2 protein-coding genes are annotated in these 17,603 nt (G+C 62.9%); both read left to right on the top strand.

Features of this window, described 5'->3' with window-relative positions; all coding sequences use genetic code 11:
• The coding region (locus ACIOMR_RS17790) for an amino acid adenylation domain-containing protein (RefSeq protein WP_401195520.1) at positions 1-5,198 on the top strand (5,198 nt) is incomplete at its 5' end.
• Complete coding sequence (locus ACIOMR_RS17785; protein ID WP_401195518.1) at positions 5,198-17,527, top strand: non-ribosomal peptide synthase/polyketide synthase; 12,330 nt, start codon at positions 5,198-5,200, stop codon at positions 17,525-17,527. The genes ACIOMR_RS17790 and ACIOMR_RS17785, both read left to right, overlap by 1 nt.
• The last annotated feature ends 76 nt before the right edge of the window (positions 17,528-17,603 follow it).

The following is a 17,603-nucleotide window of genomic DNA, read 5'->3' as shown; positions in this document are numbered from 1 at the left end:
GCGACGGGGTGATCGAGTACATCGGCCGGATTGACCATCAGGTGAAAATCCGTGGCTTCCGTATCGAACTGGGTGAAATTGAAGCGCGCCTGAACACCATGGCGGCGGTGCGCGAAGCCGTGGTCTTGGCCCAGGAAGGGCTGAACGGCCAGCAATTGGTGGCTTACGTGATCCCGGCGCAAGGCGCCGAGGATGCAGGCGCCCTCAAGGCGCAGTTGAAAGCGGACCTGCCGGACTACATGGTACCGACGCACCTGCTGTTCCTGAATGAATGGCCACTGACCGCCAACGGCAAGCTCGACCGCAAGGCCCTGCCGCAGCCGGACGCAAGCCAGGTACAGCACGAATACGTGGCGCCGCAAAGCGCGCTGGAACAGCAAATCGCAACCGTCTGGCAAGACGTGCTGAAACTGGAACGGGTTGGCCTCACCGACAACTTCTTCGAACTGGGTGGCGACTCGATTATCTCGATTCAAGTGGTCAGCCGCGCCCGGCAGTCCGGCATCCGCTTTAGTCCAAAAGACCTGTTCCAGCACCAGACGGTGCAGGCATTGGCGACTGTCGCGCAGACCGGTGACCCGGTGCAGGTAATCGATCAGGCTGCGGTGCAGGGCCCGGCGTTGCTGCTGCCAATTCAACAGGCTTACTTTGCCGACGCCATCCCGCAGCGTCATCACTACAACCAGTCGGTGCTGCTGCAACCGGCCCGTGCGCTGCAAGCGGCGCTGGTGGAGCAAGCATTGCAGGCGCTGGTGCTGCATCACGATGCGTTGCGGGTGATGTTCAACGAAAGCGCCGAAGGCTGGAGTGCCAGCCATCGCGACGCATCGATGCGCAATGATCTGTTATGGGTGCGCCCGGTGGCCGATGCTGGCGCGCTGGAAGTGCTGGCCAATCAAGCCCAGCGCAGCCTGAACCTGCAAACCGGACCCTTGCTGCGCGCCGTGTTGGCGACCCTGGACGATGGCACCCAGCGGCTGTTGCTGGTGATCCATCACCTGGCGGTGGACGGTGTGTCGTGGCGGATTCTGTTCGACGACCTGCAAACGGCCTACAACCAATTGCTCGCCGGGCAAACCTTGCAATTACCGGCCAAGACCAGCTCGGTCAAGGCGTTTGCCGAACAGTTGCAAGCGCATGCACGTAGCGCGCAATTGCAGCAGCAGTTGGCCTACTGGCAGGCGCAACTGCAAGGTGCGGCGGCTGACCTGCCGTGCCTCAACCCCGAGGCGAGCCCACAGAACGGCCAGGCCATCACTGTTCATACGCGCCTGGACAAACACCTGACGCGGCAACTGCTGCAGGAAGCGCCGGCCGCCTATCGCACTCAGGTCAACGACCTGTTGCTGACCGCCCTGGCGCGGGTGGTCTGCCGTTGGACCGGGCATGCAAGTACCTTGATCCAGCTTGAAGGCCATGGTCGCGAAGAGTTGTTTGCCAACATCGACCTGACGCGCACCGTGGGGTGGTTCACCAGTATGTTCCCGGTCCAGTTGTCGCCGGCGGCGGCACTCGGGGACTCGATCAAGTCGATCAAGCAAGGGTTGCGATCGATCCCGGACAAGGGGGTGGGTTTCGGCGCGCTGCGCTTCCTCGGTGACGAGGCCAGCCGGTCAGCCTTGCAAGCGCTGCCGGTGCCGCGCATTACCTTCAACTACCTGGGGCAGTTCGACGCCAGCTTCGATAAGGAACAGGGCGCGTTGTTCAGCCCGGCCAGCGAAAGCGCCGGTGAAGAGCAAAGCGCGATGGCGCCCCTGGGCAATTGGCTGAGCCTCAACGGGCGGGTATTTGATGGCGCACTGAGCCTGGGCTGGACGTTCAGTCACCAACAGTTCGAGCAAACCACCATCCAGCAACTGGCCGACGATTATGCCGTGGAGCTGGCTCTGTTGATCGGTCATTGCTGCGATCCTGCAAACCATGGCATGACGCCTTCCGACTTCCCGCTGGCCAGCTTTACCCAACCGCAGCTCGATAACCTGGGCCTCGCCGCCCGTTCGGTGGATGACATCTACCCGTTGGCGCCGATGCAGCAGGGCATGCTGTTCCACAGCTTGTACGAACACGGCAGCGGTCAGTACATCAATCAGATGTGCCTGAACATCGACGGTCTCGACCCACAGCGTTTCGAGGCTGCCTGGCAGGCGGCGGTCGACGCCCATGACATTTTGCGCAGCAGTTTCATCTGGGAAGGCAGCGAGCAACCGGTGCAGGTGGTGCATAAACAGGTGCGCGTACCCTTCACCGCGCTGGATTGGAGCACACGCACGGATGCCCCGCAGGCCCTCGTCGAGTTGGCGTCCAGCGAGCGCGACCAGGGTTTCGACCTCGCCCTCGCGCCGCTGCTGCGGCTGGTGCTGGTCAAGACCGCTGAACAGCGTTATCACCTGATTTATACCCATCACCACATTCTGATGGACGGCTGGAGCAACTCGCAGCTGCTGGGCGAGGTGTTGCAACGTTACGATGGCCAGGTGCTGCCGCGCCCGGCGGGCCGCTATCGTGACTACATCGCCTGGCTGCAAGGGCGTGATGCCAAGGCCAGTGAGACGTTCTGGCGTGCGCAACTGCACGCGCTCGACGCGCCGACGCGCCTCGCCGAAAACCGTTTCGCCGCGCCGCAGCCGGCTGTCGAAACCAGCCATGCCAGCCTGTATCACTCACTGTCCCAACAGCAGACCCAACGCCTGGGCGAATTCGCCCGCCAGCAAAAGGTCACCCTCAACACCGTGGTCCAGGCGGCCTGGTTGCTGCTCCTGCAACATTACACCGGGCATGACACGGTGGCCTTCGGCGCCACGGTGTCCGGACGCCCCGGCGAACTCAAAGGCGTCGAACAGCAGATAGGCCTGTTCATCAATACCTTGCCGGTGATTGCCAGCCCCCGGCCGGAACAATCGGTCACCAGCCTGCTGCAACAGCTTCAGGCCCGCAACGTTGCGTTGCGCGAGCATGAACACACGCCGCTGTTCGAGATTCAGCGCTGGGCCGGGCAGGGCGGTGAAGGCCTGTTCGACACGCTGCTGGTGTTCGAAAACTACCCGCTGGCCGAGGCCCTGCAAGCGCAGGCACCGTCAGGCCTGAGCTTCGGCACGGTGGGTAATCAGGAACAGACTAATTTCCCGTTGACCCTGGCCGTTAATCTCAATGAGACCCTGAGCCTGCACTTCACTTATGCCCATGCTGCGTTCCATACACATACAATCCAGCGCCTGGCTGAGCAGGTGGAGCACGTGCTCGCACAGATGGTGAGCCTGGCCGCCGACCGTAGCCTGGGTGATATCGACCTGGTTGGCGCGGTGACGCGCACCGTGCTGTTGCGCGACTGGAATGCCACGGCAGTGCCGGCCACCGACCCACGCCACGTTCATCAACGGTTCGAGTCCCAGGCTCGACGCACGCCTGATGCGCCGGCCCTGTTGGCCGATCAAGCGTCGCTGACCTATGCCCAGCTCAACCTGCGCGCCAATCGCCTGGCTCATGCGTTGATCGAGCGGGGTGTAGGCCCGGACGTGTTGGTGGGGCTGTGCATGCCGCGCAGCGTGCAGATGGTCGTCGGGCTACTGGCGATCCTCAAGGCCGGTGGTGCCTATGTACCGCTGGACCCCGCTTATCCACAGGATCGCTTGATGTACATGGTCGAGGACAGCGGCATTGCCTTGCTGTTGACCGAAACCAGCGTACAGCCGTACTTCGCTGACGTGGCCGTGGACTGCCTGCTGCTGGACGCACTGCCCGAGCGGTTCGATGGCTACGGCGAGCATGAGCCTTCGGTAACCGTCGACAGCCAGAACCTCGCCTATGTGATCTATACCTCCGGTTCCACCGGGAAACCCAAAGGCGTGACGATTCGCCATGGCGCCCTGAGCAACCATATGGAATGGATGCAGGGTTGCCTGAAGCTGAATCACAGTGACCGTGTCCTGCAGAAGACCGCCATCAGTTTCGACGCCTCGGTGTGGGAGTTCTGGTTGCCACTGATGAGCGGCGCGCAACTGGTATTGGCCGCGCCGCAATTGAACCTGGACTTGACCACCTTGTGGGTCGAGGTGGAGCGTTGGGGGATCAGTGTGCTGCAAATGGCGCCATCGTTGCTGCAGGCGCTGTTGCCGCTGGCGACCCGTGAACACCTGGCCTCCTTGCGCCTGCTGCTGTGCGGCGGCGAAGCGCTGAGTGCGCACCTTTCCCGCCAGGTCCTGGGCCTCTTCGATGGCGAGCTGCGCAATCTTTATGGCCCCACGGAGGCCACGATTGATACCAGCAGCCATGCCGTGGCGGCCACTGTCGAAGACGACGGGCGAATCATCGCCATCGGTCGTCCGATCAACAACGTATGCACCTATGTGCTGGACGGCGCCTTGCAGCCTTGCGCCGTGGGGGCGATTGGCGAGTTGTACATCGGTGGTGAATCCCTGGCCCGTGGTTATCACCAGCGTCCAGGGCTGACCGCCGAGCGCTTCGTTCCCGATCCGTTTGGCGAGTCGGCCGCTGCACGCCTGTATCGCACCGGCGACCTGGTGCGCCACGCCGAAAATGGCGTAATCGAATACATCGGCCGGATTGACCATCAGGTGAAAATCCGTGGCCTGCGCATTGAGCTGGGTGAAATCGAAGCCCGCCTCCACGCTCAACCTGAAGTACGAGATGCGGTAGTGCTGGCTCGGGAAACGGCGACCGGCACGAGCCTGGTGGGTTGGCTTGTCAGCCAGGACAGCAGCCTGGATAGGGCGGCCGAGGCGCGCTTGAGTGAACAGCTCAAGGCGCGGCTGGCACAACAGATGCCGGACTTCATGGTGCCCACCCATCTGGTCTTCCTCGATCAACTGCCGCTTACACCCAACGGCAAACTCGACCGCAAGGCACTGCCCGCGCCGGATAACCGCGCGCTGCATTCGGCTTACCTGGCGCCGCAAAGCGATCTGGAATGCAAGGTCGCGGCCATCTGGCAAGGCGTGCTCAACGTTGAGCAGGTCGGTCTGGCGGATGATTTCTTCGAGCTGGGCGGGCATTCGCTGCTGGTGGTGAATGTGGTGTCGCGCCTGCAGCTCGAACTGGGCATGAAGTTAACGCCCCAATTGATATTCCAATTTCCGGTCCTCGGTGCGTTTGTCGCGCAACTGGAGCAGACCGGCACGTCAATGAGCACGTCAAAATTGAGCAAGCTTGAAGCGCTGCTTGATGAATTCGAGGAGGTTTGATGGACACCGCTGTCGCACAACGTATTGCCAGGCGCTTCATAACGCTGCCGCTGGAAAAACGCCGTCTTTACCTGCAGAAAATGCTCGAAGAGGACGTTTCCCCGGCGAACCTGCCGATTCCGCCTGTCAGTGCCGAGTTCGACACGTTGTCATTGTCCTTTGCCCAGGAGCGTCAATGGTTCTTGTGGCAGCTGGACCCGGAAAGCGCGGCTTATCACATGCCTACGGCCCTGCGCTTGCGCGGTCCATTGGACATTGCGGCGCTGCAACAGAGTTTCAGTGCGCTGGTCGCGCGCCATGAGAGCCTGCGTACCACCTTCGTGGTGCACGGCGAGCAAGTGGTGCAGCAAGTGCAGGAGGCTGCACCGGTAAGTCTGCAGGTGCAGCCTCTGGCCCAGGTGCCGGATGCGGCGCAACTGCGGCGCTTGATCGAAGACGAGACGCGCCGGCTGTTCGACTTGCAGCAGGGGCCATTGTTGCGTACGTGCCTGTTGCAACTGGGCGCGGATGACCATGTGCTGATTGTCACCTTGCACCACATCGTTTCCGATGGCTGGTCGATGCAGGTAATGGTCGAGGAGTTGGTCAAGGGTTACGCCGCGTTCAGTCGAGGGTTGAGCCTGGAACTGCCAGCGTTGCCGATTCAATACAGCGACTACGCCATCTGGCAGCGGCACTGGATGGAGGCCGGCGAGCGGGAGCGGCAGTTGCAATACTGGACCGCGCAACTGGGCGGCGAGCAGCCGGTGCTTGAGCTCCCGACTGACGTTGCGCGCCCGGCCGTGATGAGCTATCGCGGTGCCCGGCTGGAGTTGGATATCGACACCGCGCTGGCCTGCGGCCTCAAGCAGATGGCCCAGCGCGAAGGGGTCAGTCTGTTCATGATCCTGCTGGCCTCCTACCAGGCCTTGCTGCATCGCTACAGCGGGCAGAACGACATTCGGGTTGGCGTGCCGACCGCGAACCGTAACCGGGTGGAGACCGAGGGGTTGATCGGCTTTTTCGTCAACACCCAAGTGCTCAAGAGTGAGGTCGACAGCCAGGGCTCCTTCAGTGCCTTGCTGCAACAGGTCAAGCAGACTGCGCTGGATGCCCAGGCGCATCAGGACCTGCCGTTCGAGCAACTGGTGGAAGCCTTGCAGCCGCAACGCAACCTGAGCCACAGCCCGCTGTTTCAAGTGATGTTCAACCACCAGACCCAAGGCCCGGCGGGCGAGGGGCCGGCCGGTGAATTGAAGGTCGAGGGGCTGCGCTGGGATACCCATAGTGCACAGTTCGACTTGACCCTGGAAACCATGGAGCGCCCCGATGGGCTGTCTGCGGCGCTGATCTATGCCACGGATCTGTTCGGTGCAGACACGGTTGCGCGGATGGCCGGGCACTGGCAAAACCTGCTGCAGGCAATCATCGCGAACCCGGCACAAAGCATCGGTGAGCTGCCGTTGCTTGACGCTGAACAGCGCCAAGCGCAGCTCGACGATTGCGTCCGCACGTCGGTAGCCACCCCGCAGGCGGGTTATGTTCATCGATTGTTCGAGGCACAGGTGGCCCGCTCGCCGGAGGCGCAGGCGCTGGTCATCAATGGCCAGCGCTTGAGCTACGGGCAACTCAATACCCGGGCCAATCAGTTGGCGGTGGAGCTGCAACGTCACGGGGTGGGCGCGGGTGTGCTGGTGGGCATTGCCGTCGAACGCAGCCCGCACATGCTGATCGGGTTGTTGGCAATCCTCAAGGCCGGCGGCGCCTATCTGCCCCTCGATCCCGCGTTCCCGCAGGATCGCCTCGCCTACATGATTGAGGACAGTGGCATCGACCTGTTGCTGACCCAACATTCACTGCTCAGCCAGATCCCGGTGCCTGACACGGTCACTACGCTGGTGCTGGATCAACCGGGCAATTGGCTTGACGGCCATGCCGGTGACGATCTGCCTACCCGGCTGGATCCGGAGCACCTGGCTTATGTCATCTACACGTCTGGCTCCACCGGCCAGCCGAAAGGGGTGATGGTGCGACATGGCGCCCTGACCAACTTTGTCGCAAGCATGGCCAGGGTGCCGGGCATGACCGCCCAGGATCGGGCGTTGTCACTGACCACGTTCTCGTTTGATATTTTCGGCCTGGAAATCTACGTACCCCTGATGGTCGGCGCGTGCATCGTGCTGACCGGCCAGGAGGTGGCGCAGGACCCGTACGCCGTGCTGGCCCTGATCGACGCCGAACAGGTCAACGTGGTGCAGGCGACTCCCTCGACCTGGCGCATGTTGCTCGACAATGAACAGGCCCACGTGCTCCAGGGGTGCACGTGCCTGTGCGGCGGCGAGGCGTTGCCCCAGGAACTGGCGGTGCGCATGCTTGGCCTTGGCGGTGAAGTCTGGAATCTCTATGGCCCGACGGAAACCACGGTCTGGTCGGCGTTGCACCGGCTGCGTCCGCAGGCTGCGCAACCTTGGCTGGGCGGGCCAATCGACAACACATCGCTGTACATCGTCGGTGCAGACCTGATGCCGGTGCCCTATGGTGTTGCCGGCGAATTGCTGATCGGCGGGGACGGCCTGGCGCGGGGTTACTTCCAGCGCCCGGGATTGACCGCCGAACGTTTTGTTCCCCATCCGTTTTCCAGCACCGGCGAGCGGCTTTACCGCACCGGCGACCTCGCACGTCAGCGCCCGGACGGTATCCTCGAATACCTGGGGCGGATCGACCATCAGGTGAAAATTCGCGGTTTCCGCATCGAGCTCGGGGAAATCGAAGCGCGCCTGCTGGAGCAGGACGCTGTACGTGAAGCCGCGGTACTGGCCCAGGATGCCCCGGGCGGCCAGGCGTTGGTGGCGTATGTGGTCCCCGCCGCCGAATGGCAGGGCCTGGATGCCGACGGCCAGGGTCGCCTGCGCGACAGCCTGAACGCCCGGCTCAAGGCCAACTTGCCCGACTACATGGTGCCGGCGCATATGGTGCTGTTGCCAAGGTTCCCGCTGACCCCCAATGGCAAGCTGGACCGCAGGCAACTGCCCAAGCCCGATGCCAGCCAATGGCAGAAAACCTACGTGGCTGCGCAGACACCGGTGCAGCAAGCGGTGGCGGCGATCTGGGCCGAGGTGCTCAACGTGCCGCGGGTTGGCCTGAGTGACAACTTTTTCGAGCTGGGCGGCCATTCGCTGCTGGCGACCCAAATGGTTTCGCGGATTCGCCAGCAACTGCAAGTCCAGGTGCCTTTGCGCCTGCTGTTCGCCCATAACACCTTGCAAGCATTTGTCGAGGCGATGGCCCCGGCATCGTTGACTCCTGAACAGGCCATCCCGCGCGTTGCACGCGACCAGCCGCTTGCCCTGTCATATGCCCAGCAACGGCAATGGTTTTTGTGGCAATTGGAGCCCACCAGCAGCGCCTACCATATTCCCGCGGCCCTGCGTTTGCGCGGACACCTTGACCTGGCGGCCTTGCAACAGTGTTTTGACGCCCTGGTGGCGCGTCATGAGAGCTTGCGTACCCGGTTTGTGCTGGAGAACGAGCGTCCCGTACAACGGGTCGACGCGCCGGCACCGGTGGCGATTGCGCTTGAGTCGGCGGCTGCCGGGCTGGATGACCCTGGCCTGCGCGGCTTGATTGAAACTGAAACCCGCCAACTCTTTGATCTGCAGCGTGGGCCGTTGCTGCGGGTCAAGCTGTTGCAACTGGGCGCTGAAGATCACGTGCTGATCCTGACCCAGCACCACATCGTGTCGGATGCCTGGTCGATGCGGGTCATGATCGATGAGCTGATGCAGTTATACCGCGGCTTCAGTCAAGGCCAACCGGCGGCGTTGGCGGCACTGCCGATCCAGTATGCCGATTACGCACAGTGGCAGCGTCAGTGGCTGGCGGCGGGTGAGCAGCAACGGCAGCTCAGCTACTGGACAGAACAGTTGGGCGGCGAGCAACCGGTCCTTGAACTGCCAACCGACCATCCACGTCCGGTTCAGCAAAGCTATCGTGGGGCCCGGCTGCCGATCACCCTCGAGCCGTCCCTGGCCGAGAGTCTCAAGCGCCTGGCGCAGCAGCAAAACACCACACTGTTCATGCTGCTGCTGGCCGGCTTCCAGACCTTGTTGCACCGCTACAGCGGGCAGCAGGATATTCGTGTCGGGGTACCGATTGCCAACCGCAATCGCCTGGAAACCGAAGGGATGCTGGGTTTCTTCGTCAACACCCAGGTACTCCGGGCCGACATTGAGGGGCACCTGCGCTTTGACCAATTGCTTCATCAGGTCAAGCAGCGGGTACTGGGAGCACAGGCCCATCAGGACCTGCCGTTCGAGCAACTGGTGGAGCTGCTTGCACCTGCACGCAACCTGAGCCATACGCCATTGTTCCAGGCCATGTTCAACCATGCCAGTGATGCTCGTCGCGAGGCGATTGAACTGCCGGGGTTGAGCCTGGAGCAATTGACCTGGGATTCGGGCAGCGTGCAGTTCGACCTCTCCCTGGATACGTTCGAGTACAGCGAAGGCATCAGTGCCGCACTGTCCTATGCCTCTGACTTGTTTGAGCCAGCCACCGTCGCACGCCTGGGCGAACACTGGCTGAACCTGCTGCGCGCGATTGTGGCCAACCCCACCCAGCGCATCGCCGAATTACCGATGCTCGATGCGGTGCAGCGCCGGATGATGGTTGAGGACTGGAACCGCACGTTCGCCCACTACCCGAACCACCAGCCGGTGCACCACTTGATCGAAGCCCAGGTGGAGCGGGCCCCACATGCCGTGGCGTTGGTGTTCGAGGGGCAGTCGCTGACCTATGCCCAGCTCAACGCGCGGGCCAACCGATTGGCTCACGCCTTGATCGCGCGTGGCGTAGGCCCCGATGTGCTGGTGGGCATTGCACTGCACCGCAGCCTGGAAATGGTGGTGGGCCTGTTGGCGATTCTGAAGGCCGGCGGCGCCTATGTACCGCTGGACCCGGAATACCCGCCGGAACGCCTGTCCTACATGATCGACGACAGCGGCATCGAATGGTTGCTGACCCAGCAAGCACTGGTCGCAACCTTGCCGCTGCCGGAACGGGTGCGCACGCTGATACTCGATGGTGACGATGCCTGGCTGGCCGGTGAGGCGCAAGGCAACCCCGAGTCGCGGGCCGTCGCGCAAAACCTCGCCTATGTGATTTACACCTCCGGATCCACCGGCAAACCCAAAGGGGCTGGCAACAGCCACGGTGCCCTGACCAACCGGTTGTGCTGGATGCAACAGGCCTACGGGTTGCACGCCGACGACCGCGTGCTGCAAAAAACGCCGTTCAGCTTCGATGTGTCCGTCTGGGAGTTTTTCTGGCCGCTTATGACCGGCGTCCGCTTGGTCGTGGCGTCGCCTGGGGATCATCGCGATCCACAGAAGCTGGTCCAATTGATCGAGCGCGAAGGCATTACTACCCTGCATTTCGTCCCGTCGATGCTGCAAGCGTTCGTGCTGGATGCCAATGTCAGCCGCTGCACCAGCCTCACCCGTATCGTTTGCAGTGGCGAAGCGTTGCCGATCGATGCGCAGCAGCAGGTCTTCGCCAAGCTGCCGGGCGCGGGGCTGTTCAATCTCTACGGCCCTACCGAAGCCGCAATTGATGTCACCCACTGGACCTGTCGTGACGAGGGCCGTGACGCAGTGCCCATCGGCGAGCCGATTGCGAACTTGATGACCTACATTCTCGACGCCGAGCTCAACCCGGTGCCCTGCGGCGTCAACGGCGAACTGTACCTCAGCGGCCAGGGACTGGCGCGTGGGTATCACCGTCGCCCGGAGCTGACGGCCGAACGATTCGTGGCAAGCCCGTTTGTCGCGGGTGAACGGCTGTACCGCACGGGCGACTTGGCCCGTTACCGCGTTGACGGGGTGATTGATTACATTGGCCGTATCGACCATCAGGTGAAAATCCGCGGTTTTCGTATCGAGCTGGGTGAAATCGAGGCCCGTCTGCTGGAGCACGGGGCCGTGCGCGAAGCCGTGGTGGTGGCGCAGGACAGCCGCAACGGCAAAGCCCTGAGTGGCTACGTCGTTACCCAGCCTGGCGCCGCCAGCGACTGGCCGGCACTGCGCGAGGCGCTGACTGCGCATCTGCGCCAGACCCTGCCGGAACACATGGTGCCGACGCACCTGACGCCGCTGGAAAAAATGCCCCTGAGCCCCAACGGCAAACTCGACCGCAAGGCTCTCCCGGTGCCAGACATGGCTGAGGTACAGCAGGACTTCGTGGCTCCCGCCAATGCAGTCGAAAGTGCCCTGGTCGAGATCTGGCAAGCCGTGCTCGGCGTGGCCCGGGTGGGCACTGCCGATAACTTCTTCGCCTTGGGCGGTGACTCGATCAATTCGATTCAAGTGGTCAGCCGTGCACGTCAGCAGGGAATCGGCCTGGCCCCCAAGGACCTGTTCCTGCACCAGAACATCCAGGCGCTGGCCCGGGCTGCGAGCGCCGATCAAGCCGCAACGATCGATCAGGGGCCGGTCAGCGGTGACAGCCATCTGGTTCCGATGCAGCACTGGTTCTTCGCCAATGACATGGCGCACCGTGACCACTGGAACCAGTCGCTGATGCTGACCCCGCGCGAGCCATTGGACGGCGCATGTCTGCAGCAGGCCCTTGAGCACGTGGTGGCCCATCATGACGCCTTGCGCTTGCGCTTCGTGCAATCGGGCGATGGTACCTGGCAGGCCAGCCATGAGGCCGTCGGCGCACAACCGGTAGGCCTCTGGCAGCGCCAGGCAGAGAACGCCGATGAGATCATCGCCATTGCCAACCAGGCGCAACGCAGCCTCGACCTGCAACACGGCCCGGTGCTGCGTTGCAGCCTGATCGCAGTGCAGGACGGCAGTTCGCGCCTGCATCTGGCGATTCACCATCTGGTGATGGACGGTGTGTCGTGGCGCGTGCTGCTGGAAGACTTGCAAACGGCCTACCGGCAACTGGCGGTAAACCAGCCTGTGGTGTTGCCACCCAAGTCCACCGCGTTCAAGGCGTGGGCCGAGCAGTTGCAGGGCTACGCCCACAGCGAAGGGCTGGCTCGGGAGTTGAGTTACTGGACCGGGCAACAGGCCCATGCGTTGCCGGAACTGCCACGGGCGCGGCCTGAGGGCAGCCAGGCTTCGGTGCATGGCCATTCGGTCAACACGCGTCTGGATACAGAACAGACTCGGCGCCTGCTCAAGCAGGCACCGTCGGCCTATCGCACCCAGGTCAACGACCTTTTGCTCAGTGCCCTGGCGCAGGTGATTTGCCAGTGGACTGCGCAACCTGCGTGCCTGGTGCAACTGGAAGGCCATGGCCGTGAGGAACTGTTCGGCGACGTCGACCTGAGCCGCACGTTGGGCTGGTTCACCAGCCTGTTCCCGGTGGTATTGACCCCATCGGTGCACGCGGCAGACACCATCAAGGGCATCAAGGAACAGCTGCGCGCGGTGCCGAACAAGGGCCTGGGTTATGGCGTGCTGCGTTACCTCGGTGCAGAGGATGTCCGCTCGCGTCTGGCGAAACTCGCGCAGGCCCGGATTACCTTCAACTACCTCGGCCAGTTCGACCAGAGCTTTGATGAGCAGGCGTTATTCGCGCCGAGCGAGGAGGGCAGCGGGGCTGGGCACGCTGATGACGTGGCGCTGGGCAACTGGCTGACCATCGATGGCCGGGTGTACAACGGCCAGTTGTCCCTGGACTGGACCTTCAGCCGCGACGTTTTTGATGAGGCCACCGTCCAGCAATTGGCCGATGCCTACGGCGTCGCGTTGCAGGCACTGATCGAGCATTGCTGCGGCGAAGAGCATCAGGGCCTGACGCCGTCTGACTTCCCGCTGGCCCGTTTGACCCAGGCGCACCTTGACGGCTTGCCGGTGCCCGTGGCGCAGGTGCAAGACGTCTATGCGTTGTCACCGATGCAAGAAGGCATGCTGTTCCACACCCTGGCCGACGACAGCAGCGGCTTGTACATCAACCAGATCAGCCTGCCGGTACACGGGCTGGATACCGAGCGCTTCGCCGCAGCCTGGCAATCGGTGATTGAGCGTGAGGACATTCTGCGGACCAGCTTTCACTGGCAGGATGGCTTGAGCGCCCCGGTGCAAATTGTCCACCGCCAGGCCGAATTGCCGCTGCTGATCGAAGATTGGCGCGGCCAGGACATCAGCGAACAGGCGATCGGCGAGCGCGCAACGGCTGATTACCTGCAAGGGTTCGATCTGGCCCGTGCGCCGTTGCAGCGTGTGCTGTTGCTGCGGCTTGAGGACGACCGTTACCAGATGATCTGGACCTGCCATCACATCCTGATGGACGGCTGGAGCAGTTCGCGACTGTTTGGCGAGGTAATGCAGTTTTATGCCCAGGGCCACGTGCCGACACGCAACGGTCGTTACCGCGAGTTCATCGAATGGCTGCAACGCCAGGATCAACGGGCGCTGGAGGGCTTCTGGAGAAGCCGTCTTGCGACGCTGGAGCAGGCCACCTCGCTGAACCAGGCGATGTTCCCGCGGCATGTCGAGGATTTGCCCGGGCACCAGGCGCTTTACTCACGTTGGGATGCGGTGCAAACCGCACGCCTGCAACAGGCTTGCCGCGCCTTGCAAATCACCCCCAACACGCTGATCCAGGGCGCGTGGCTGTTGTTGCTGCAACGCTTTACCGGGCAGAACACTGTGGTGTTCGGTGCCACCGTGGCTGGCCGTCCTGCGGGGTTGGCCAATGCCGACAACATCCTGGGGCTGTTCATCAATACGCTACCGGTGATCCAGACCCTGGAACCCGCGCAGCCGCTGGATCAGTGGCTGCAAGCGTTGCAGGCCTGCAACATGGACATCCGTGAGTACGCACACGCGCCGCTGGCGGATATCCAGCGCTGGTCGGGGCTGGGCGGGCAAGGGCTGTTCGACAGCATCATCGTGTTTGAAAACTACCCGATCGATGAGCGCCTGGGTGAGCAACAGGACACCGGCCTGAGTTTCGGCGAGTCGCGTAACCATGACGTGACCAACTTTGCGATGGACCTGGCGGTCAATCTCGGCGAACAGTTGTCGATCGAATATCTGTTCCTGCGCAATGCCTTCAGTGTCGAGGCGGTAGAGCAGATTCGCCGCTGCATGGAAGACACCCTCGAGGCCATGATCGTTACGCCGACGGCGCGCCTGGGCAACCTTCAGCGCCTTGGGGCCGAGCAGTGGCGAGCCTTTGAGCAGTGGAGTGCGGCGCCGAATGCCAGCTATCACGCGCAGCTCTTGCCGGAACTGATCGCACGCCATGCCGATTCGCGTGGCGAGGCGACGGCACTGGTGTGTGGGGGCGATTCGCTGAGCTACGGTGAGCTGGAACGTCGAGCCAATGGCCTGGCCCATCGCTTGATCGAGCTGGGGGCTGGGCCGGAAGTGGTGGTCGGGGTGGCCCTGGAGCGCTCCGTCGAGATGATCGTGGCGTTACTGGCGGTGATGAAAAGCGGCGCGGCTTATGTGCCGTTGGACATCGACTATCCGCCCGAACGCCTGGCGTTCATGATGCAAGACTCGGCGATGGCGCTGTTGCTGACCCATAGCCAGGTGCAGGCGCGCCTTCCGGCGGTGGAAGGCCTGGCGCAGCTGGCCATCGACACGTTTGACCGCGCCGGCTACAGCGACACGCCGCCCGCCAGCAGTTTGCTGGGCGCCAATCTGGCCTACTTGATTTATACCTCGGGCTCCACCGGTCGGCCGAAAGGCGTGGCAGTGGCGCATGGGCCGATGAGCATGCATTGCCAGGCCATCGCCGGGCTGTATGACATGGATGAGCGCACCCGCGAGCTGCATTTCATGTCATTTGCCTTCGACGGCGCTCATGAGCGCTGGCTCAGTACGCTATTGAGCGGGGGCACGCTGGTGATCCGCGATGCCAGCCTGTGGACACCGGAGCAGACCTTCGACGCCTTGCATCAACACGGCATCACGATTGCCTGTTTCCCGCCGGCCTACCTCAAGCAGTTGGCCGAGTACGCGGCCCATAGCCAACAGGAACCACCCGCGGTACGGGTGTATTGCTTCGGTGGCGATGCGGTGCCGGACCAGACCTTCGAACAAGTGAAAGCGGCACTGCGTCCACAGTTCTTTACCAACGGCTATGGCCCCACCGAAACCGTGGTCACGCCGATGCTCTGGAAGGTCCCGGTCGACACCCGGTGCGAGGCCGCCTATGCGCCGATCGGGCGTGCTGTCGGCGAGCGCGCGCTGTACGTGCTGGACGAAGACCTCAACCCGCTGCCGCCGGGGATTGCCGGTGAGCTCTACATCGGCGGACAGGGCATTGCCCGCGGCTATTACCGTCGTCCGGACCTGAGTGCCGAGCGCTTTGTGCCGGACCCGTTCGGGTCGCCGGGCGATCGCCTCTACCGCAGCGGCGACCTGGTACGCCAGCGTGTTGATGGTGTGCTTGATTACGTCGGGCGTATTGACCACCAGATCAAGGTCCGGGGCTTTCGCATTGAACTGGGGGAAATCGAGGCGAGCCTGCGGCAACTGGACGATGTCAGTGACGCGTTGGTGATCGCCCGTGACAGTGCGTCGGGCAAGCAACTGATCGGTTATGTGGTGACGCCCGATGGCATGGCCATCGGTGATCGCCTCAAGGCGGACTTGCGCGCGCAATTGCCGGATTACATGGTGCCCACCCAGGTCATCTGCATGGCGGCGCTGCCTGTCACGCCCAACGGCAAGCTGGATCGCCAGGCCTTGCCGGAGCCTGAATTCAAGGGCGGCGAGTATGTTCCCGGCCGTACTCGTGACGAGCAACTGCTGGCACAGGTCTGGGCTGATGTGTTGCAAGTGGAGCGCGTGGGCATCACCGACAACTTCTTCGAGTTGGGCGGTGACTCGATCCTCAGCCTGCAAGTCGTCTCGCGGGTACGCAACCACCCTGAACTGAAGATGGACCTCAAGCTGCGGGACCTGATGCGCGGGCAGACCATCGAGGCGATTTTCGAGCAGCGTTCAAGCACCGTCGCCACGCTGATCGAGGATGTTTCGCAGGTGGCCGCCGAGGGCCAGTTCAACCTGATTCCGATCCAGCAGTGGCTGTTCGACCAGCGTATGAGCGAGCCGCACCATTACAACCAGGCATTGATGCTGCGTGCACGCCAGGCGCTGAATCTGCCGGCGCTGGAGCTGGCATTGCGCTGCATGTTGAAGCAGCACGACGCCCTGCGCCTGCGCTTTCGTGAGGTGGGCGCACGCTATTACCAGCATTACCAGCCGCTGGAGGACATGCAGGCGCAATGGGCCACTGAGCCCTTGTTATGGCAACACACCGTGGCCGATGAGGCGGAGCTTGAGCTGTACGCCGAACAGGTACAGCGCAGCCTGGACCTGCAAGACGGGCCGGTGTGGCGTACCGCTCATGTGACGTTGGGCGATGGCCAGGTGCGGGTATTGATGGTGATCCATCATTTGGTGATCGACACCGTTTCCTGGCGTTTGCTGCTGCAGGATTTGCAGGTCGCTTATGAGGCTTACCGCAATGGCCAGGCGCCGGCCCTGCCGATTCGTACCAGCAGCTACCGGGCCTGGGCCGAGGGTCTGCAAGCGTACGCGGCGAATTATCCGGCGCAGGAGCAAGCCTGGTGGCTTGAGCAGATCGACCAGCCGGGCAGTGAGCTGCCGTGCGATAACCCGCGTGGCAAGAACCAGGTGCAGTACCAGTCGGTCGCGCTGATGGGCCTGTCGCAGGAGCATACCCAGCAGTTGCTCAAGCAAGTGCCTGCGGTCTACCAGACGCAGATCAACGATGTGTTGCTCGCCGCGCTGAGCCGGGTGTTGTGCCGCTGGAGCGGGCAGCCTTCGGTATTGATCCAGCTCGAAGGCCATGGCCGCGAAGACCTGGTCAAGGACATCGACCTGAGCCGCAGCCTGGGCTGGTTCACCAGCATGTTCCCGGTGCGCCTGGCACCCGGTGCCGGGGCTGATATCGGGAGCTCGGTGCGTGCGGTGCAGCGGCAATTGGCGGCCGTACCGAACAAGGGCCTGGGCTACGGCATCCTGCGTCACATGAGCGGTGTGTCGATGGCCGATACCTTGCGCCTGGCACCCCAGGCGCGTGTCACCTTCAACTACCTGGGGCAGTTCGACCAGAGCTTCGATGACAAGGCGATGCTGGTGCCGGCTCAGGAGAGCTATGGCAGTTGCTACAGCCCGCAAGCGGCCCTGGGCAATTGGCTGGAAGTGGTGGGGCAGGTGTATGACGGACGCCTGGCGATGCGCTGTATTTTCAGCACGCGCCGCTACCGTGCCGAAACCGTCGAACAGTTGATGCGAGAGTACCAGGCCGAACTGGAGGCGCTGATCGAGCATTGCGTGGCACAAGCGGCTTAAGGATTGAGGCCGATCCATCGTTATACAAAGAGGGGCCCTTGTGGCTCCTCTTTCGTCTGTGGCTTTTTCATAAGGA

It is taken from the genome of Pseudomonas sp. NPDC087814, from assembly GCF_044742865.1.
In the GTDB taxonomy this organism is placed as follows: domain Bacteria; phylum Pseudomonadota; class Gammaproteobacteria; order Pseudomonadales; family Pseudomonadaceae; genus Aquipseudomonas.
Note: the sequence above shows the minus strand (reverse complement) of the source record. Positions and strands in the feature narration are given on the sequence as shown.

Coding starts and splice junctions, on each gene's coding strand:
- ACIOMR_RS17785 (WP_401195518.1), top strand. CDS start 5,198: ATGGACACCGCTGTCGCACAACGTATTGCCAGGCGCTTCATAACGCTG.